This window comes from Streptomyces sp. NPDC059009, from assembly GCF_042740175.1.
Lineage (GTDB): Bacteria > Actinomycetota > Actinomycetes > Streptomycetales > Streptomycetaceae > Streptomyces.
On the sequence record NZ_JBHYJB010000009.1, the window covers coordinates 154,576 to 173,451 of the forward strand.

18 protein-coding genes are annotated in these 18,876 nt (G+C 70.7%); 13 read left to right on the forward strand and 5 right to left on the reverse strand.

Going from position 1 to position 18,876, the window contains the following annotated elements; translation table 11 throughout:
• Position 1: 1 nt before the first annotated feature.
• From ACFWYM_RS11555 to ACFWYM_RS11565, 3 genes are all read left to right on the forward strand, one after another.
• Positions 2-847, forward strand: a complete 846-nt coding sequence (locus ACFWYM_RS11555) for a fumarylacetoacetate hydrolase family protein (protein WP_384833710.1) — start codon at positions 2-4, stop codon at positions 845-847.
• Between the two features lie 207 nt (positions 848-1,054).
• Positions 1,055-2,596: an APC family permease gene (locus ACFWYM_RS11560; RefSeq protein WP_384833713.1), complete on the forward strand. Its 1,542-nt coding sequence runs from the start codon at positions 1,055-1,057 to the stop codon at positions 2,594-2,596.
• A gap of 28 nt (positions 2,597-2,624) precedes the next feature.
• Entirely contained in the window at positions 2,625-3,356 is a 732-nt protein-coding gene (locus tag ACFWYM_RS11565; RefSeq protein ID WP_384833716.1) for a gamma-glutamyl-gamma-aminobutyrate hydrolase family protein, read from the forward strand.
• Positions 3,357-3,514: 158 nt separating this feature from the next.
• Here the strand turns inward: ACFWYM_RS11565 and ACFWYM_RS11570 are convergent, their stop codons facing one another.
• Positions 3,515-4,093 (reverse strand): MarR family winged helix-turn-helix transcriptional regulator, encoded by a 579-nt coding sequence (locus ACFWYM_RS11570; protein ID WP_384833720.1) that lies wholly within the window; start codon positions 4,091-4,093, stop codon positions 3,515-3,517.
• A 244-nt stretch (positions 4,094-4,337) separates the two neighbouring features.
• Between ACFWYM_RS11570 and ACFWYM_RS11575 the strand changes: the two genes are divergently transcribed.
• The 7 genes from ACFWYM_RS11575 to ACFWYM_RS11605 all read left to right on the forward strand — a co-directional run bounded on the left by ACFWYM_RS11575 (position 4,338) and on the right by ACFWYM_RS11605 (position 10,970).
• Positions 4,338-4,958, forward strand: coding sequence for a cysteine hydrolase family protein (locus ACFWYM_RS11575; RefSeq protein WP_384833723.1), 621 nt, complete (start codon positions 4,338-4,340; stop codon positions 4,956-4,958).
• Between the two features lie 588 nt (positions 4,959-5,546).
• Positions 5,547-7,022 carry a pyridoxal phosphate-dependent decarboxylase family protein gene (locus ACFWYM_RS11580; RefSeq protein WP_384833726.1) on the forward strand — a complete coding sequence of 492 codons (1,476 nt, stop codon included), beginning with the start codon at positions 5,547-5,549 and terminating at the stop codon, positions 7,020-7,022.
• Entirely contained in the window at positions 7,019-8,569 is a 1,551-nt protein-coding gene (locus ACFWYM_RS11585) for a hypothetical protein (RefSeq protein WP_384833729.1), read from the forward strand. The genes ACFWYM_RS11580 and ACFWYM_RS11585 overlap by 4 nt, the downstream gene beginning before the upstream one ends.
• A gap of 49 nt (positions 8,570-8,618) precedes the next feature.
• On the forward strand, positions 8,619-9,053 hold the full coding sequence (locus tag ACFWYM_RS11590; RefSeq protein WP_384833732.1) for a hypothetical protein: 435 nt from the start codon (positions 8,619-8,621) through the stop codon (positions 9,051-9,053).
• Between the two features lie 49 nt (positions 9,054-9,102).
• The gene (locus ACFWYM_RS11595; RefSeq protein WP_384833734.1) at positions 9,103-9,939 is read left to right on the forward strand and encodes a hypothetical protein; all 837 of its coding nucleotides are present in this window, start codon (positions 9,103-9,105) and stop codon (positions 9,937-9,939) included.
• 14 nt (positions 9,940-9,953) lie between these two features.
• Positions 9,954-10,385: a hypothetical protein gene (locus ACFWYM_RS11600; protein ID WP_384833737.1), complete on the forward strand. Its 432-nt coding sequence runs from the start codon at positions 9,954-9,956 to the stop codon at positions 10,383-10,385.
• A gap of 12 nt (positions 10,386-10,397) precedes the next feature.
• Positions 10,398-10,970 carry a hypothetical protein gene (locus ACFWYM_RS11605; protein ID WP_384833739.1) on the forward strand — a complete coding sequence of 191 codons (573 nt, stop codon included), beginning with the start codon at positions 10,398-10,400 and terminating at the stop codon, positions 10,968-10,970.
• Positions 10,971-11,031: 61 nt separating this feature from the next.
• Here ACFWYM_RS11605 and ACFWYM_RS11610 read toward each other — a convergent pair whose 3' ends face one another.
• From ACFWYM_RS11610 to ACFWYM_RS11620, 3 genes are all read right to left on the reverse strand, one after another.
• Positions 11,032-12,258 (reverse strand): serine hydrolase domain-containing protein, encoded by a 1,227-nt coding sequence (locus ACFWYM_RS11610; RefSeq protein WP_384833742.1) that lies wholly within the window; start codon positions 12,256-12,258, stop codon positions 11,032-11,034.
• 166 nt (positions 12,259-12,424) lie between these two features.
• Positions 12,425-13,132: a glycerophosphodiester phosphodiesterase gene (locus ACFWYM_RS11615; RefSeq protein WP_384833745.1), complete on the reverse strand. Its 708-nt coding sequence runs from the start codon at positions 13,130-13,132 to the stop codon at positions 12,425-12,427.
• A 20-nt stretch (positions 13,133-13,152) separates the two neighbouring features.
• A complete protein-coding gene (locus tag ACFWYM_RS11620) occupies positions 13,153-14,247 on the reverse strand; it encodes an adenosine deaminase (protein ID WP_384833748.1) in 1,095 nt (364 codons plus the stop codon).
• Positions 14,248-14,371: 124 nt separating this feature from the next.
• Here ACFWYM_RS11620 and ACFWYM_RS11625 point away from each other — a divergent pair, with 124 nt between their 5' ends.
• A complete protein-coding gene (locus ACFWYM_RS11625) occupies positions 14,372-15,100 on the forward strand; it encodes a DUF4190 domain-containing protein (protein WP_384833751.1) in 729 nt (242 codons plus the stop codon).
• 81 nt (positions 15,101-15,181) lie between these two features.
• Here the strand turns inward: ACFWYM_RS11625 and ACFWYM_RS11630 are convergent, their stop codons facing one another.
• A complete protein-coding gene (locus ACFWYM_RS11630) occupies positions 15,182-15,775 on the reverse strand; it encodes an NADAR family protein (protein ID WP_384833754.1) in 594 nt (197 codons plus the stop codon).
• A 218-nt stretch (positions 15,776-15,993) separates the two neighbouring features.
• Between ACFWYM_RS11630 and ACFWYM_RS11635 the strand changes: the two genes are divergently transcribed.
• A complete protein-coding gene (locus tag ACFWYM_RS11635; RefSeq protein WP_384833757.1) occupies positions 15,994-17,496 on the forward strand; it encodes a gamma-aminobutyraldehyde dehydrogenase in 1,503 nt (500 codons plus the stop codon).
• 82 nt (positions 17,497-17,578) lie between these two features.
• The gene (locus tag ACFWYM_RS11640; protein WP_384833760.1) at positions 17,579-18,823 is read left to right on the forward strand and encodes a PotD/PotF family extracellular solute-binding protein; all 1,245 of its coding nucleotides are present in this window, start codon (positions 17,579-17,581) and stop codon (positions 18,821-18,823) included.
• The last annotated feature ends 53 nt before the right edge of the window (positions 18,824-18,876 follow it).

Sequence of the window (18,876 nt, forward strand, 5' to 3'; positions counted from 1 at the left end):
GATGCCCGAGTTCCGCCGCATCCTGCTGGACGGCGCCGCCGTCGAGGTCCGGCGCGACGGCGACGAGCTGGTCGCCGGGGACGGCCGCCGCATCAAGGCCGGCCAGGCCCGGCACCTGCCCCCGGTCGTCCCGTCGAAGGTGGTCGCCGTCCACCTCAACCACCGCAGCCGCATAGAGGAGTTCGGGGTCGAGGCGCCCGCCACGCCCACGTACTTCCACAAGCCGGTCTCGGCCCTCAACGCCCACGACGGCGCCGTGGTGCGCCCCGAAGGCTGCAAGTGGCTCAACTACGAGGGCGAGGTGGCCATCGTGATCGGGCGGACCACCCGCAACGTCTCCCCGGCCGAGGCCGCGGGCCACATCGCGGGCTACACGATCGGCAACGACTTCGGGCTGCACGACTTCCGGGACACCGACGCCGGGTCGATGCTGCGGGTCAAGGGCTCCGACACGCTGTGCCCGCTCGGCCCCGGCCTCGTCACCGACTGGGACTTCCCCCACAAGCGGCTGCGCACCTACGTCAACGGGACGCTGGCGCAGGACGGTTCGACCGACGAGATGCGCTGGGACATGCACTACCTCGTCGCCGACATCGCCCGCACCATCACGCTGCTCCCCGGCGACGTGCTCCTCTCCGGAACGCCCGCCGGTTCGCGGCCGGTCGAGCCCGGCGACGTGGTCGAGGTCGAGGTCGAGGGTCTCGGCCGGCTGGCCAGCCGCGTCGTCAGCGGGCCCACGCCCGTCCGCCGGGACGTGGGGGCGCAGCCCACCGAGTCCGAGGAGGTCCGCTCGACCGCCCTCGGCGGCGACTGGGAGTTCCGCGGCATCCGGCCGCCCCGCCGCTGAGCCACGGGCCCGCCGCCGAACCCACGGGGAGACGGCGCCGTACCGGACCTGCCACGGGGATGTCCGGCACGGCGCCGCACCGCCCGCCCGCCCATCGAGCAAGACCAGGCCGCACCAGAACGGACCGGGCCGCGAAGGAACGGGCCGGACCAGAGCGGACCGGGCCGCGAAGGAACGGGCCGCACCAGATCAGACCGAGGAGCCGGGATGCGCGACCGTACGCCCCACCCGTCCGCCACCGCCCGGCCGCGCCCCGCCACCGCCCGGCTCAAGCCCGACGCCCTGGGCGTCCTCGCGATCCTCTTCCTCGTCCTGTCCGCCCAGGCCCCGCTCACCGGCATCGCCGGGGCCGTGCCGCTCTCCGTCGCCCTCGGCAACGGCGCGGGCGTGCCCGCCGCCTATGTGGCCGCGGGCGCCGTCGTGCTGCTGTTCTCCGTCGGCTTCGTCGCGATGAGCCGGTACGTCGTCGACGCCGGGGCCTTCTACACGTACATCGGCAAAGGGCTCGGCCGGACCACCGGCACGGCGAGCGCCGCCGTCGCCCTGTTCGCGTACTGCGCCATCCAGGCCGCGATGTACGGCCTGTTCGGCGCGACGGTCCGCCAACTGCTCCTGGAACACGGGGGAGTCGACCTGCCGTGGTGGGTGTGGGCGCTCGCCGCGATGGCCGTCGTGCAGGTGCTCGGCGCGGCGGGCATCGACATGGGCGCCAAGGTCCTCGCGGTCTTCGTGCTCGCCGAGACCAGCGTCCTGCTGGCCTTCGCCCTGGTCACGCTGGTGCGCGGGGGCGGGCCCGAGGGGCTCGGGTTCACGGAGAGCTTCTCCGCGCACGCGGCGCTCGACGGGGCGCCGGGCGTCGCCCTGATGTTCGCGGTCGCGTCCATGTTCGGCTTCGAGGCCACCGCCATCTACGGCGAGGAGGCCCGCGACGCGCACCGGACGGTGCCCCGCGCCACCTATCTCTCCATCACGCTGATCACCGCGTTCTTCGCGCTCACCTCGTGGATGGTGATCTCCGCCTACGGGGCCTCGGGCGCCCGGGGGGCCGCCGCCAAGGCGCTGGCGGGCGGGGACTCCTCGGCGTTCGTCTTCGGGCCGATCACCGACCGGTTCGGGGCCTGGGCGGGCGATCTGCTGCCCGTGCTCCTCGCCACCTCGCTCTTCGCGGGCATCCTGGCCTTCCACAACTCCGCCAACCGCTATCTGTTCTCGCTCGGCCGCGAAGCGCTCCTGCCCGCCGGGCTCTGCCGCCTCAACGGGCGGCAGGCACCGTGGGCCGCGGGCACCGCGCAGACGGTGATCGCGCTGCTGCTCGTCGTGCCGTTCGCGCTCGCGGGCAAGGACCCGGTGCTCACGCTGTTCTCCTGGTTCAGCGGCGCCGCCGTCCTCGCGATCATGCTGCTGTACTTCCTGACGTCCCTGTCGGTGGTCGTCTTCTTCCGCCGCGCCCGTCTGGACCGGCGGCTCTGGCACACCCTGCTCGCGCCGTCCCTCGGCGCCCTCGGCATCGCGGGCGCCATCGGGCTGATCCTGGCCAACCTCACCACCCTCATCGGCGGCGACCGGACCACCGCGACCTGGCTGGCGCTTGCGGTGCCCGCGGTCTTCCTGCTGGGCGCCGCCGCCCAGGTGACCCGTCGCCGCAGCGACCCCGATCCCGACCCGGACCCCGACTCCGACCCGGGACCGGACCCTGACTCCGACCCGAACCCCGACTCCGACCACGACCCCGTGTGCCCCACCGCCTGAGCACAGCAGTGAATCCCGAGGAACCGCCGTGTACCACCTCGCGCGCCCCCTGATCGCCATCCCCGCCCGCTTCGCCGACTCCACCTCCGCGCTGCGCTACGCGGCCGAGGTCAACGCCCGCGCCCTGATCGAGGCCGTCTGGCGGGCGGGCGGCGAACCCGCCACCATCCACCCGCACGCCCCCGACGCCGCCGCCGACCCGGCCCACTTCGCCGCCCGGCTGCCCCGCTTCGACGGGGTCCTGCTGCCGGGCGGCGGCGACCTGTCCCCCAGCCGCTACGGCACCCACCGCACACACGGCAGCCTGTACGACGTCGACGCGGAACAGGACGGCTTCGACCTGGCCGTGGTGCACCAAGTGCTCCGTACCGACGTGCCGTTGCTCGCCATCTGCCGGGGTCTGCAGGTCGTCAACGTCGCTCTCGGGGGCAGCCTGCAACAGCATCTGGCGGGCTGGCGGCGCGAGCACCGGCACTACGTCCACCAGGTCGCCGTCCAGCCGGGCAGCCTGCTGCAGTCGGTCATGGGAGCCACCGACGTGACCGCGTCCTGCTACCACCACCACCGGGTCGACCGCCTGGGCACGGGCCTCACGGTCGCCGCGCGGGCCGCCGACGGCACCCTCGAGGCCCTCGAACTCCCCTACCGGCACGGCTGGTTCGCCGCCGTGCAGTGGCACCCCGAGGACACGGCCGCCCGGGACCCGGCCCAGCAGGGCCTGTTCGACGCCTTCGTCCGGGCGGCGCGGGGAGCGCGCTGATGTGCCCACGAAGCCGTATGCGCGCCCGCGCCCCGGCGCGACCGCCACGCCGTGGCTGTGGCTGTGGCTGTGGTCGTGCCCGTATCGGTACCGGTACGGACACGACCACCGGTACCCGTGTCCGTGGCCGTGCCCGGATCCCCGTATGCCCTCGCCGGTCAGCCGCCCGCGCGAGGACGGCGTCCGCTGCGCCGGGGCGCGGGCTCCGCGCCGTCGAGCAGCCGCAGCCGCCGCTCCTCGCCGCCCTCCTCGACCTGGAGGACCACCTGGCGCAGCCCGCCCGCGAGCGAGCGGCACTCGGCGTCGCTGAGGCGCCCGGTCACGAACGACTCCTCGTCGTTGAACCGCGGGAACAGGCCCCGCATCAACTCCCCGCCCTCTTCGGTGAGTCGGAGCAGCACCAGGCGCTTGTCGGTGGGGTGTCCGCCACGCCGTACGAGCCCCCGGGCCTCCAGCGTGCGCGCGACCCCGGTCAGCGTGCCCTTGGAGATGCCGGCCTCCTCCGCCACGTGCCGGGACTCCGACTCGCCCCAGATCCACACGACCCACAGCACGACGAAGGCCGTCCAGGTCAGGTCGGAGCCGCGCAGCACCGAGTTCTCCAGGTGCTGGCGGACGGCGGAGGCGGCCCGGTAGATGTTGGCCACCGCGGCCATCTGGTCGTGGCGGATCGGCGCACCGCCGAGCTTGTCCTGCGCCAGCTTCTCGGCTTCGGTGATGGACCGCTGACCGGGCACGGGAACCCCCTCCTTCGCGACCTTGAACTCGCCTTCCACAGCGTATCGTTCGGCCCCAAACCGGGTCGCTCCCGCAGGCTGGCCGAATCACATGGCGAGCCCTCCGAGGCCGCCTTCGAAAGCCCGATCGACGGTGCTAGCGTCGACGCCGGCACCACCTTCCACCGGCCCCCGCGCGCGGCCATCGGGCCCCGGCCGGGCCGACCGCCGTTCACCTCCCGCCCTGTGAAGGGGAAGAACCGTCATGAAGCGTGCCCTCTTAGTCATCGACGTCCAGAACGAGTACGTGACGGGCGGGATGCCCATCACGTTCCCGGCCCCGTCCCTGAGCCTCGCGAACGTCGCCGCGGCCATGGACGCCGCGATCCAGGAAGGCGTGCCGGTGGTGGTCGTCCAGCACGCCGCCCCCGCCGGCGCCCCCGTCTTCGGGAAGGGGAGCCAGGGCCACGCCCTGCACGACGTGGTGGCCAGCCGCCCCCGGGACCACCTGGTGGAGAAGACCCTGCCCTCCTCCTTCGTCGGCACCGACCTCGCCGGCTGGCTGGAGCACCGCGGCATCGACACCCTGAGCATCGTCGGCTACATGACCCAGACCTGTGACGAGCAGACCGCCCGGGACGCCGTGCACCGCGGCTACCGGGTCGAGATGCTCTCCGACGCGACCGGGACGGTGGGCCTGTCCAACCGGACCGGCACGCTGTCCGCGCAGGAGATCCACCACGCCGTCCTGGTGGTCATGCAGTCGTTCTTCGCCTCCGTGGCCACGACCGCGGAGTGGATCGGGGCGGTGCGCGCCAAGGCGCCGCTCGCCCGCCCGGACTTCGCGGCGGCGACGGACGCGGGGCAGACGGGGGCCGGTGCCTGACCCCTCCGCTCAGGACCCCTCCGCTCAGGATCCTTCTGCGCGGCATCCCGCCACCCAGGATTCCGGCCTGGACGACAGGGCCCCGGCGCGCCATGCCGGGGCCCTTTGGTATGCACTTTTGGAGTTCATGGCCAGAATTGCCGCACCGTGCGCGGGTCTTTGAGATCGAAACGAGTGCGGTGGCATTCCGGTCGGGACCTCGCGCGATGTTGGCAAAGAAGGGCTACGTCCACCGTCGTAGTTGTGGACATGTCATGTCAGTTGCCTGGGGCACCCTTTGATCTCGGTGGCCCGCAACATATGCGGCTCCGCCGGAAACCATCCATGGCGCTCGCGGTGTGTGGGACTCGTGAAGGCGTCTGTGACAGGTGATTCCACTTGACGTCTGCATCGGGCGTGCCGAATTTCGGACAGTCGCCGGATAATTGTCCACTCGTGAGGCGATGTCCCTCTACGGTTGGTGCCCGCGCCACCGCAGTCCCTTCCGCTCGTAGTTCCTTTCGTTGTGCCCTAATTCAACTCTCGTTGTGCCCGGATTCAACCAGTGGGCAATGCAAGGAACTTCGGAACTTTCAGAAGGAGATCCCCGTGACGGAATCGCTCCAGAGCGGCTTATTGGTCGAGGCGTTCGACGCTCAACTTTTTCGAGAGAATGCCGAAACAGTGCTCTCACGGCTCGAGAAGCACGTGGCCGACCTCTCGATCAGGGGACTGGAACTGACCGACCCCGCACGGCTGCGGCGGGCGGCCCGGGCGCTGATGACCACGGAGCGGGACCGGCCCGCCCCCTTCGACGAGGAGCGGCTCGCGGCGATCGTCGACCTCTACATCAAGACGGGCATCCAGGTGCACTCGCCCGGCTACATGGGCCGGCAGTTCTCGGGCGTCGTGCCGCTCGCCGGCGTCATCGACTTCGTCAGCTCGGTGGTCAACCAGCCGTCCTCCTTCTACGAGGCGGGCCAACTGCCCAACGTCGTCGAGCGGATCATGGCCGACGAGCTCAACCGGTTCATCGGCTGGGACCCCGGCACCTTCGCCATGATCACCACGTCCGGCGGCTCGCTGGCCAATCTGACCGCCCTGCTCGCGGCCAGGAACAGGGCTTTTCCCGGCGTCTGGGCCCGCGGCAGCTCGGAGCTCGAAGGCCCGGCCAGGCCCGCCATCGCCGTCGGCGACGATGTCCACTACAGCGTCGCGCGGGCGGCCGGGATCCTCGGCATCGGGGAGGACCGGATCGTACGTCTGCCGCTGGACGCGGCCCGGCGCATCGACGTGGCGCGGGCCCGCCCGGTTCTGGACGCGGCCGAGCGGCAGGGGCTCAACGTCTTCTGCCTGGTCGCCTCGGCGGGCACCACCTCGGTGGGCGCCTTCGACCAGCTCGACGAGCTCGCCGTGATCGCCCGCGAGCGCGACCTCTGGCTGCATGTGGACGGCGCGCACGGCGCGAGCCTGCTCGTCTCCGACAAGCTCCGCCCCAAGCTGCGCGGCATCGACCAGGTGGACTCCCTGGCCTGGGACGCGCACAAGATGCTGTTCGTGCCCGCGCCGTGCACGCTGCTGTTCTACCGGGACGCGAAAGCGAGCCTCGGCGCGTTCCGGCAGACCGCAAGCTATGTCTTCGACGAGCAGCAGAACATCTATACGGCCCTGGACAGCGGCGACAAGAACTTCGAATGCACCAAGCGCCCGATGATTATGACGCTCTGGACGCTGTGGGCCATCTACGGCCAGGCGCTCTTCGCCGAGAAGATCGAATATCTCTGCCAGTTGACACAGGATGCCTACGCACTGGTGGAGAAACAACCGGACTTTGAGACGGTGCATGTTCCCGAGGCCAATATCATGTGCTTCCGGTACCGCCCAGATTGGCTCGAAGAGAAGGATGTCGCCGCATTCCAAGTGGCCATCAGGGACCGGATCAAGGGTGGCGGGAACTTCTTCATCTCCAAGGTTGACGTGGACGGCGTTGCGGCACTCCGCGTGGTCATGATGAACCACCAGGTCACGACCGAGCACTTTCAGATGCTCCTTGGCGAGATACGAAAGGCAGGCCAGGAAAAGTGAAGAACTTGCAGGCCACCATGGCGCCACCCGGTGGAACCCAGGAATTGGTCAACTGGCTCATCCCGGAATGGGAACTCGTGCCGCAGAGCTTCGAGGCCGTCGCCCAGCTCCCCTCGTTCGCCGACAAGATGCGGGAGTGCGCCCGCGTCTGCCAGACCCCGTACAGCGAGATCCCGCACGACATCCAGGACGCCCTGGTCCTGCGCAGGCTCCAGCAGATGTTCCACACGGTGCAGCTCAACCCGCTGTGGCGCGAGCGCCTCGAGAACGCCGGGGTCGTCCGGGCCCCCGAGAGCTACGAGGCATGGCAGCGCATCCCGCTCTCCGACAAGGAGATCCAGCGCGCCTTCTACATGGACGCGCGCCCCGGCCTGGTGGTCCCGCTCGGCCACGGCGGCTTCGAGGTCGTCGCGAGCGGCGGCACCAGCAGCGGCAGCCCGCTGGAAACCGTCTACTCCTTACGGGAGTTGCGCGACACCTACGACGTGGCCGGCCGCTTCATGGGCACGTACCAGCTCGACCGCCACCTCCAGGGCGGCGACCCCAAGTGGCTGCTCACCACGCTCGCCGACTACCAGATGTGGAGCAGCGGCACCATGGTCGGCGGGGTGCTGCAGAACGTGCCGGGCGTCAACTACATCGGCGCGGGACCCGTCACCGCCCCCGTGCTGGAGCACATCTTCTCCTACCGCGGCCCGAAGGCCCTGATGGGCATCTCGGCGGGCATCGCGATCCTCCCCGAACTCGGCGCGGGCATGAGCCAGCAGGCCAAGGAGAGCTTCCGCGTCGCCCTGTACGGCAGCGGGGTGCTGCCCCAGCGCAAGCGCGTCGAGCTCAAGGCGATGTTCCCGAACCTGACGATCCTCAGCTACTTCGCCGCCACCCAGGCCGAGACCATCGGACTCCAACTCGCCGAGGAATCACCCGAGTTGAGCGCCGTGCCCGGGCTGCATCTCATCGAGATCGTCGACGAGAACGGGCGCTGGGTGGCCGAGGGTGAGGAGGGCGAGCTGGTGGTCACCCGGCTGCACGCCCACGAGACCCCGCTGCTGCGGCTCAAGCTGGGCGACCGGATGATCCGCAGGCCCCGGCGCGACGGACCGGGCCTGAAGACCCAGCAGTTCGAGTTCGCCGGGCGCACCGGCGACATCCTGCACCTCAACGACAGCCAGTACTCCGCGGCCCGCGCCTACGACGCCCTGCGCGACGAGCTGAAGGACGCCGGAGTGGTCGACCTGGACCAGGTGGCCCACGAGATCCAGTTCGTGAACCACCGCGAGCAGAAGACCCTCACCCTGTACGCCGCCGTCGACGACGTGCTCGGCCTCAACTACCGCACCGACACCATGCTCGGCGCACCCGGGCTCCACCGGGTGCTCGTCAACGCCCTGCCGCGCTCCCTCTCGCTCTTCAACCACGGGGAGGCCAACCCCGCATCGATCGAGAAGACCGGCTACGGCCTGCGCGTCCGGTTCGTTCCCCGCCACTCACCGGACATCGAGCGCACGGAGCTCGGCAAGGTGCCGCTGGTCCGGGACCGGGGTTGACCGGGGCCGGCCCCGCAAGCCCACTCAGCAGACAACGCAGGAGGAATCAGTGGCACTCAAACCACAGATCAACATCTTCGCCGTGGTCGACGTCATCGGCGCCCTCTCCGGCCGCACCCTGCAGAACGGCAATCTCTGCCTGATCGACAACGGCGACTACAAGAGCACCGGCCAGGGGACCCCGCATCTGTGCACGGTGGTCCGCCCCGGCCAGGTCATCCAGTGGCAGGCCCTCGCCGTCGACCTGCAGACGCCCGTGGAGATCAAGAACATCTCCTTCCTCGGCCCGGACGGCTCCGTGAGCTCCCTGAACGGCGCGCGGTCCGGGGCCGAGGGCGAGAAGCTCGACCTGGAGCACTGGGCCGGCGTCGTGCCGCCGTCCCTGATCCCCGGGGTGCCCCACAACTACCGCCTCGAACTGCAGATGTACGAGGGCGACCAGAGCACCCTGTTCGTCGACTCACCCGCACTGATGCGCGTATGAGCATGCGCGCGGCCCCCCGGACGACGACCAAGGACGACGAGGTGGAGTCATGGCCCAACAGCTAGCGATCATCGTGCTCGTGGACATCGGCAACGCGCTGGAGAGCAACAGCCTGGACGGCAACACCTATCTGTTCGACAACATGAAGCTGCACGGCTCCGAGGGCCAGGGCACCGGCGAGCTGGTCACCGCGATCCACGGCGCCTACTGGCGCGACGGGTCCCAGGCCACCGAGCAGGTGCTCAACTGGCTCCCGTACAGCCTGGGTTCGATCCCGCCGACGGTGCCGAAGGGCTACGAGACCGAGCGGGCCCGGGAGAGCGACACGGAGGCGCTCGCCGAACTGGACGCGATCACCGCCAAGGCGGGCGCGGCCGGCGCCGACCCCGCCGCCGAGCTCGGCAAGATCCGCAAGACGGTCGGCACCCGCGTGAAGACCACCCGGCGGACCCGCGGCCGCCTCTCCGGGCAGAAGATCCTGGACGTCACCGGGCAGGTCGTCACCCCCGAGACCACGGGCGCCTACAGCTACCCCGGCCCGGTGATCACCGACATCTACGGCGAGGCCGTCGACGAGAAGATCATGTATCCCGCCGAGTACGGCTCGCCGGACATGGTCACCGACGGCTGGTACTGGTCGGCCACCGTCGACTCGTCCCGCCCCGGCACGTACAGCTACACCATGCGCATCCAGCTCCACAAGCTGCTGCAGCAGGGCAGCGAGGTGCTCTGGGCACCCGTCAACCTGACCTGTGAGTCGAAGCTCAAGATCACCGCCGAGCCCAAGCGCAACGGCTTCACCGGCGCGGGCATGGGCCTGCTCCCGGTGACCCCGCTGCCGCCCGGGGCTCCCCACCAGGCGGCCACCCAGACCCCCAACGCATAGACGAGGAGCGGCAGATGCCCCCCAAGGCGAAGCGGGAGAACGACACCAACAAGAGGCCGATCTCCATCACCGCCGTGGTGGACTGCGTGGGCGCCCTGGCGACCGGCAGCGTGCACGGCAACCTCTATCTGTACGACACCAACAAGGCCGGGGGCTCCACCGGCTTCGGCACCGAGCAGCTGCGCACCCGGGTGCGGCGCGGGGACCAGCTCCTGTGGAACGTCCTCGCGCTCGAGTGCGAGGCGTACGTCGGCATCGACGACATCGTGATCGACAGCGAGGTGTGCGAGCCGGTGCGCAAGGTCTACCCGGGCACCGACATCGCGTACTGGACCGCGACGGTGAAGAAGGACGACGTCCAAGTCGTCTCGTACCAGATCAAGTTCAAGCTCGGTTCGCGGGACGAACCGATCACCACCACGCTGTCCCAGAGCCTCGTCGGCTGATCAGGAGGAGCGATGACCACCAGCACCACCACCGCCGGCGGGCCCGGTACGGGGATCGAGCAGAAGCAGAACCCCGGTCAGCTGAACTCGGTCCAGCTCAACATCGTCACCCTGGTCAACATGGAGCGGGCGGCGGAGACCGGTTCGCTGGCCGAGTCGATGTACATGATGGACAACAGCATCGGCGGCTCCGGCCAGGGCACCAACCACCTGGAGACGGTCTGCAAGCAGGGCCAGGTCCTCAACTGGATCGTGCGGCCCATCGACATGGACAAGCGGATCGACAACACCTGGCCGCCCATGCCGAAGATCAACAGCATCGTCTTCCTCGACACCGAGCTGGGTGACGAGGAGGACGTGGCCGAGCGCAAGATCTGCACGGAGCTGAAGATCTACGGGGCCCCGGACCGGATGCGCGACAAGTTCACCCCGGTCTACTACTACTGGGCCGGCACGATCCTGAGCACCGCCAAGCCCGGCCTGTACCGGTACCGGCTGATCCTGGAGCTGGAGCAGGAGGGCACCAAGGAGAGGCTCTACCTGAACACGGTCGAGCACCCGTCGATCCGGATCCTCGGAATCTGACGGACGCCGCGCCGCTGAGCACCCGGTGCCCCTCCCCGGGTGCTCAGCCCTTCCCGGTTGCTCAGCTCGCGTCGGCGTAGGCGTCAGTGTCAGTGTCAGTGTCGGCTGCGGCGTCAGCGGTGGCGGCGCGCGCGATCCGCTCCGCGACCGGGTTCATGGCGTCGCCCTTCGCGTCGGTCGCGTTCACCGAGTAGACGAGCGTCCGTGAGCCGTTCTCGGTGGACGCGATGATGTTCGTGTAGCCGTAGCGCGCACCGGTCTTGAGCCAGAACACCCTGCCGTTGATCTCCATGCGCTGCGGGCCCGCGCCGAACTGGGCGCCCTCGACCTTCGCGGGCAGCGTGAACATCTCCTTCAGCTGCGGCTTCGGCACGACCTTCCCCGCGAACAGCGCCTTCGTGAAGACCTCCAGGTCGCGGGTGCTGGAGATCATGTCGCCCGCGGCGAATCGGTCGGTCTGGTTCCACTCGGTGACGTCGACGAACTTCGTTGTCCCGTCCGCCTGTCGGACCTTCTGGTAGCCGCGGTTGTGCGGGCCGTGGATGCGCGGATCGCCGCCGGGGAAGGACGTGTCGCGCAGGTGGAGGGGGCGGATGATCCGCCGCTCGGCCTGGTGCGCGTACGCGTCGCCGGTCACCTTCTCGATCAGCAGGCCGAGCACCGTGTACCCGATGTTGCGGTAGTGCTGCTCGACGCCCGGGCGGTGCTCGGGGCCCTTGGCGACGGCGGAGGCCACGACGGTCTCGGGGCGCAGGGTGTCGAAGCGGTGCGCGTACTGGTCCTCGAAGTCGTCGCCGAAGCCGTCGCCCGACTGCAGGCCGCTCGTGTAATTCAGCAGACTCCGTACGGGGATGGGCTCGAACTCCTTCGTGAACAGGCCCGGGAGATAGTCCTGCACGGGCCGGTCCAGGTCCACCTCGCCCTCGGCGGTGAGCTGGAGGACGAGCGCGGCGGTCACGATCTTCGTGGTCGACCCGGCGCGGAACCGGCCGTGCGGGTCGGCGGCCCGTCCCGTTCTCAGATCGTGCACGCCCGAACTCCCGCGCCACGCACCGTCGGTGCCGCCCACCCGGACGAGGGCGGCGGTCGCGTCGTCGTCCGGGAGGCCGGCTATCGCGGCGCGCAGGGCCTCGGCGTCGGGGGCGGGGCCGTGTCCGTGTCCGATGGTCCGCACCGCGGAGGGGCTCGTGGGGTGCGCCAGGGCGGGGGCCGCGGCCGCGCCGGTGAGGCCGAGGACGAGGGTGGCGGCGAGGGCGGCGGTGCGGGCGGTGTGCGCGGGGACCTTCATCGGTGACTCCTGGGCTGCTGCTGGGCTGCTGCGAGGCGTTGCTCCGTGGTGCTCCCATCCTGGTGATCACGAGGAGGGGGGCGGATCGTCAGCAAGGAGGGCACGGCCCCGGGCAGCCGTCAGGGTCAAGTGGCGGGGGAGTCAGGGGTGTTGGTGGGGGAGCCCCTTAGGGGGTGCGCGGGGTGCGCGGGGTGCTTGGAGTGCGCAGGGCGTTCAGCACGTCGACGCGGTTCGTGGTGATCGAGTCGACGCCGAGGCCGAGCAGGCGGCGCATGGAGCGCTTTGTGTCCGGGGTCCACACGGAGACGAGGAGACCGTCGTGGTGGACGCGGACCGTGAGCTCGCGATCGACCACGCCGAAGCGGTAGTTGAGCCAGCGGGGCTTCACCGCATCGAGCAGGGCGCGCCGGGGCGGGGCCACGCTCGTCCAGGTCAGGGCGATCTCGGCGGCCGGGTCGGCGGCGCGCACCGCGAGCATCGTCTGGGCGCCCGCGCAGTAGTACGCCCGCTCGGCCGCCCCGCAGTCGCCGATGACCCCGACCACGGTGCGTACGGCCTTCGGGGTGGCGCCCGGCAGGTCCACCATGACGCGGTGGCCGTCGGTGGCGGCGAGCGCCTCCTGAAGGGTGGGCACGCCGCCGCCGGTGAGGCCGCGCACCTCGGCGGCGGAGAGCGAGGCGAGCGGCCGGTCGTGGCCCCACAGCCGCTTCAGCGTCGCGTCGTGCAGCAGCACGGGCACGCCGTCGGTGGTCAGGCGGACGTCGATCTCCACCGCGTCCGCGCCCCGGCCGAGCGCCGAGCGCAGGGACGGGAGGGTGTTCTCGCGGACGCGGTAGGGATCGCCTCGGTGGGCCACGGCTGTCACGGTGCGCATGGGCCCATTGTGGTGGCGCGTCAGGGGGCGAGCCAGGTCTCGGTGTACGTGTCGATCTCGCCGGCCAGGGCCGCCTTGCCCGCCGGGTCGAGGAAGGACGCGTCGACGGCGTTCTTCGCCAGGGCCGCGACGCCGCGCTCGTCCAGGTCGAGGAGGCGGGCGGCGACCGCGTACTCGTTGTTGAGGTCCGTGCCGAACATCGGCGGGTCGTCCGAGTTGATCGTGACCAGCACACCGGCCTCGACGAACTGCTTGATGGGGTGCTCGTCGAGGGTGCGGACCGCGCGGGTCGCGATGTTCGACGTCGGGCAGACCTCGAGCGGGATGCGGTGCTCCGCGAGGTGGGCGAGGAGCTTCGGGTCCTGGGCGGCGCTGGTGCCGTGGCCGATGCGCTCGGCGCGCAGGTCGTTCAGGGCGTCCCAGACGGTCTCGGGTCCGGTGGTCTCGCCGGCGTGCGGCACCGAGTGCAGGCCCGCCGCGATCGCCTGGTCGAAGTAGGGCTTGAACTGCGGGCGGGGCACGCCGATCTCGGGCCCGCCGAGGCCGAAGGAGACCAGGCCCTCGGGGCGGATCCCGTCCGTCGTGGCGAGGCGCAGCGTCTCCTTCGCCGACTCCAGGCCCGCCTCGCCGGGGATGTCGAAGCACCAGCGCAGGACCACGTTGAACTCCGCCTCGGCGGCCTTGCGGGCGTCCTCGATGGCCGCCATGAACGCCCGGTCCTCGATGCCGCGCAGGGTGGAGGAGGACGGCGTGACCGTGAGCTCCGCGTACCGGACGTTCTGCCGGGCCAGGTCGCGGGCCACCTCGTACGTGAGAAGGCGCACATCCTCGGGGGTGCGGACCAGGTCGACGACCGAGATGTAGACCTCGATGAAGTGCGCGAAGTCCGTGAACGTGAAGTAGTCGGCGAGCGCCTCCAGGTCGCTCGGCACCTTGGAGTCGGGGTGACGGGCGGCGAGGGCGGCGACGATGCGGGGGGAGGCCGATCCGACGTGGTGGACGTGGAGTTCCGCCTTGGGGAGCCCGGCGATGAAGGCGTGCAGATCGCGCGGGGCGGCCGGCGATGCGCCGTGCGGTGTGGCGGTGGATCGGGAGCGCTGCTGGTGGTCGGTCACGGTTTCCTCCCCAGGAACGGACTTGATCGGCTGATCGATGGGTCGGGGATCATCGTAGGGCGGGCCCGGCACGGTGCGGCGGGCGGCCGTAGCATTCCTGAACGACGTGGAGAGGTGACCCGGCATGGCGGACGAGTCGAGTGGGCCCAGAGACCCTTGGGCACCGCCCGAGGAGGAGCCGCAGGACCGGGTTCCCCTGGAGAAGCGGGACCCGTGGGCGCCGCCCGAGGCCGGTCCGCCGGTGTCCGGACCACCCGTGTCCGGTCCGCCCGTGTCCGGACCGCCCGCGGCCGGTCCGCCGGTCGCCGGTCCGCCGGGGCCTTCCGTGCACGACCAGGCGACGATGACCTCGATGTCCGGCTTCGGGGGCGGCACCGGACCGGAGGCCCCCGGTGGCGAGCCCGTGCCGCCGCCACCGCTGTCGCCGGACGGGCCCGGGCAGATGCCGTACGGGTATCCGGGCTACCCGGTGTATCCGGGACAGCAGATGCAGCCGGGCCAGCCCGGTTACGGCTGGCCGGGGATGGCGATGGCCGCCCCCAGCAACGGGCTCGGGATCGCCGGGCTCGTGCTCGGGATCATCTCGGCCGTGGGCTTCTGCCTGTGGCCGATCGCCATCGTGCTCGGCATCCTCGCGGTGATCTTCGGCGCGATCGGGCGGGGCCGGTGGCGGCGGGGCGAGGCGACGAACGGCGGGCAGGCGCTGGCGGGGCTGATCTGCGGGATCGCCGGGATCCTGCTGGGTGTGGGAATGCTGGTGCTGACGATCGTGGGCGCCCTGGCCGAGGACGACGATCCGTCGTTCTCGGACTCGGACGACGGGGGTTACTCGGCGACGCTGCTCGTCGGGTAGCGGGGTTTCTCTGCCCCGCTCCGCGGCGGTCTCCCACCCGCCCACCCGTTGCTCTGCGACGCGGCGGTCGGCCGAACCCCCTCAGCGCAGCCTCTCCCGCGCCTCCATCAACGCGAACCCCAGCAGGTTCAGGCCCCGCCAGCGCTCCGGGTCCTGGGCCCGCTCGTCGTCCGCCGCCAGGCCCACGCCCCAGACCCGGTCCAGGGGGCTCGCCTCGACCAGGACGCGGTCGCCCGTCGCCACCAGGAAGGTGCGCAGCGCCTCGTCCGAGCTGAACTTGTGGACGCTGCCCTCGACCACGAGGGCGAAGCGCTCCCGCTCCCATATCGCCTCGTCGAAGCCCTGCACCAGGCGGCCCGCCTTCTTCGCCTCGGCGGGGGTGCGGGCCGTGAGGGCCGCGCGCTCCGCCGACGCGTCGCCGAACAGGCGGGCCTTGGCCGCCATCATCCAGTGCTCCGCCGTCGCGTACTCCACGCCGTCCGCCGTGAACGGCGAGGGCCACCACTGGCTCAGGCAGCTCGCCCCCAGCTCGCCGTCCGCGCGCGGGCGGTGTCCCCAGAAGCACAGGTACTTCACGCGCCGCCCGCCCGAGGCCGAGCCGGCCGCCGAGGCCGGATCCGATCGCAGGGCCGCCACCAACTCATCGCGTGTGCGCACGCCGTCCAAGATCCCCATGACACGCGAGTCTGGCACGCACCACTGACACTCCGTCCTGGGTTTTCCAGGAGGACTCGACACCTGGTCGACAGATTCCGTCGCGTAACCAAAAGGCAACAACGGAATCACTTGTTGGCCTATCAGTGCTCTGTCAGGATCGTCACTCAAATCGATCTGGAGCTACGCCGACCCCCTGTGGGGGCTCCCTGGGCGGGGAGAGCGGCGGAGGAGAGCGCATGCACAACTTCCAGGCGCAGGACCACTTCGCGGACGGCGCGCAGTACATTGCCGGGCGGCTGACCAAGGGGACCTCGGGCACCACCCACGCGGTCGTCGACCCGGCGACGGGCGACGACGTCTACACGTACGAACTGGCGGGGACGGACGACGTCGACGCCGCCGTCGCCGCAGCCGCGGAGGCGTTCCCCGGCTGGTCCGGGGCCACCCCCGGCGAGCGCTCCGACGCGATGCACCGCTTCGCCGCCGTGCTCGGCGCGCGCGCCGAGGAGTTCGCGCAGGCCGAGTCCCTCCAGTGCGGCAAGCCGATCAAGCTGAGCCGCGAGTTCGACGTCCCGGGCACGGTCGACAACACCGCCTTCTTCGCGGGGGCCGCCCGGCACCTCCAGGGCCAGTCGGCCGGTGAGTACAGCGGTGACCACACCTCGTACGTGCGGCGCGAGCCCATCGGTGTCGTCGGGTCCATCGCGCCCTGGAACTACCCGCTCCAGATGGCTGCCTGGAAGGTCCTCCCGGCGATCGCCGCGGGCAACACCATCGTCCTCAAGCCCGCCGAGCTGACCCCCTTCACCTCCCTGCTGTTCGCGCAGGCCGCCACCGAGGCGGGCATCCCGGACGGTGTCGTCAACATCGTCTCGGGGGCGGGGCGCGACGCCGGTGAGCACCTTGTCGGGCACCCGGACGTCGCCATGACCTCCTTCACCGGATCCACCGGCGTCGGCAAGCGGGTCGCCGAGATCGCCACGGCCACCGTGAAGCGGCTCCACCTCGAACTCGGCGGCAAGGCGCCCTTCGTGGTCTTCGACGACGCCGACCTGGAGGCCGCCGTGCACGGCGCCGTCGCGGGCGCGCTCATCAACACCGGGCAGGACTGCACGGCCGCCACGCGCGCGTACGTCCAACGCCCGCTGTACGACGCCTTCGTGGAGGGCGTCGCCGCGCTCATGGAGAGCGTCCGGCTCGGCGACCCCTTCGACCCGAGCACCGACCTCGGGCCGCTGATCTCGCACGCGCACCGCGACCGTGTCGCCGGTTTCGTCGACCGGGCCCGCTCCTACGCGCGCGTGGTCACCGGCGGCGAGGCGCTCCAGCACCCCGGCGCCTTCTACAAGCCCACGCTCGTCGCCGACGCCGCGCAGGACAGCGAGATCGTGCAGAGCGGGATCTTCGGACCCGTTCTCGTGGTGCTGCCCTTCGACAGCGACGACGAGGGCATCCGCCTCGCCAACGACACCCCGTACGGGCTCGCCGCCTCCGCCTGGAGCCGCGACGTGTTCCGTGCCAACCGCGCGACGCGGGAGATCAAGGCCGGGTGCGTCTGGGTCAACGACCACATCCCGATCCTCAGCGAGATGCCGCACGGCGGCTACAAGGCGTCCGGCTACGGAAAGGACATGTCCGCCTACTCCTTCGAGGAGTACACGCAGGTCAAGCACGTCATGTTCGACAACACCGCGGTCGCCCGCAAGGACTGGCACCGCACGATCTTCGGGGACCGATAGCCGACAAGTCGACGGGGTGACGGGCCGCGTGACCGGCGGCCCGGCGCCCGCGACTGAACCCTCCCGAAAGGGCAGTCACCGCATGGAGCAGTACGAGCCCGACAGCCTGTCCCCGGCCCAACTGGCCGCCGTGCAGCGCAGCTTGCGGAACGGCAGGGCCCCGCTCGGCCGCCGTACCCTGCTGCGTGCCTCCGCCGGCGGTGCGTTCGCCGTCGCCGGACTGGGCGGCCTCAGCGGCTGCGGCATCCCCGCGGCCGGCCAGGGCAAGGGCGGGGTCGCCGCCGACGACCACTCGGACGACGAGAAGCGCGTCACCTTCTCCAACTGGACCGAGTACATGGACGTCGACAAGAAGAAGCGCCACCCCACCCTGGACACGTTCTTCGCGCGCACCGGGATCCAGGTCAAGTACACCGAGGACATCAACGACAACAACGACTTCTTCGGGAAGATCCAACAGCAGTTGAAGAGCGGCCAGGACACCGGCCGCGACCTCATCTGCGTCACCGACTGGCTCGCCGCCCGGCTCATCCGCTTCGGGTGGGTCCAGAAACTGGACCCGTCCAACCTGCCGCACGCGTACGCCCGTCTGTCCCCCCAGTTCCGTTCCCCCGACTGGGACCCGGGCCGCGCCTACTCGTATCCCTGGACGGGCATCTCCACGGTCATCGCCTACAACAAGAAGGCGACCGACGGCGAGAAGATCACCTCTGTCTCGCAGCTCCTGGACAACCCCGAGCTCAAGGGGCGCGTCGGCTTCCTCTCCGAGATGCGCGACACGGTCGGCATGACGCTGCTCGACATGGGCAAGGACCCCGGGAAGTTCACGGACGACGACTTCGACGCGGCGATCGCCCGCCTCCAGAAGGCCGTCGACAGGAAGCAGATACGCCGCTTCACCGGCAACGACTACACCGCCGACCTCGACAAGGGCGACCTCGCCGCCTGTCTGGCCTGGGCCGGCGACGTCGTCCAGCTCAAGATCGACAACCCCGACATCGAGTTCGCCATCCCGGACAGCGGCTACCTCACCTCGACGGACAACCTCCTGATCCCCAACAAGGCGCGCCACAAGCGCAACGCGGAGCGGCTCATCGACTACTACTACGAGCCGAAGCCGGCCGCCCGCCTCGCCGCGTACATCAACTACGTGTGCCCCGTGGACGGAGTGCGCGAGGAGCTCGCGAAGCTCGACAAGAAGGCCGCGCACAACCCGCTGATCATCCCCGACAAGGAGATGGCCGCGAAGTCCCACGGCTTCCGCTCCCTCACGCCGAAGCAGGAGTCGGCGTACGAGGAGAAGTTCGCGAAGCTCACCGGTTCCTGACCCGCCAGGGCGCCCCCACCGCCTCTGCCCCGACCCGTCCCCGCAGGCCCCCC

Coding starts and splice junctions, on each gene's coding strand:
- ACFWYM_RS11555 (WP_384833710.1), top strand. CDS start 2: ATGCCCGAGTTCCGCCGCATCCTGCTGGACGGCGCCGCCGTCGAGGTC.
- ACFWYM_RS11560 (WP_384833713.1), top strand. CDS start 1,055: ATGCGCGACCGTACGCCCCACCCGTCCGCCACCGCCCGGCCGCGCCCC.
- ACFWYM_RS11575 (WP_384833723.1), top strand. CDS start 4,338: ATGAAGCGTGCCCTCTTAGTCATCGACGTCCAGAACGAGTACGTGACG.
- ACFWYM_RS11595 (WP_384833734.1), top strand. CDS start 9,103: ATGGCCCAACAGCTAGCGATCATCGTGCTCGTGGACATCGGCAACGCG.
- ACFWYM_RS11600 (WP_384833737.1), top strand. CDS start 9,954: ATGCCCCCCAAGGCGAAGCGGGAGAACGACACCAACAAGAGGCCGATC.
- ACFWYM_RS11605 (WP_384833739.1), top strand. CDS start 10,398: ATGACCACCAGCACCACCACCGCCGGCGGGCCCGGTACGGGGATCGAG.
- ACFWYM_RS11610 (WP_384833742.1), bottom strand. CDS start 12,258: ATGAAGGTCCCCGCGCACACCGCCCGCACCGCCGCCCTCGCCGCCACC.
- ACFWYM_RS11615 (WP_384833745.1), bottom strand. CDS start 13,132: ATGCGCACCGTGACAGCCGTGGCCCACCGAGGCGATCCCTACCGCGTC.
- ACFWYM_RS11625 (WP_384833751.1), top strand. CDS start 14,372: ATGGCGGACGAGTCGAGTGGGCCCAGAGACCCTTGGGCACCGCCCGAG.
- ACFWYM_RS11630 (WP_384833754.1), bottom strand. CDS start 15,775: ATGGGGATCTTGGACGGCGTGCGCACACGCGATGAGTTGGTGGCGGCC.
- ACFWYM_RS11635 (WP_384833757.1), top strand. CDS start 15,994: ATGCACAACTTCCAGGCGCAGGACCACTTCGCGGACGGCGCGCAGTAC.
- ACFWYM_RS11640 (WP_384833760.1), top strand. CDS start 17,579: ATGGAGCAGTACGAGCCCGACAGCCTGTCCCCGGCCCAACTGGCCGCC.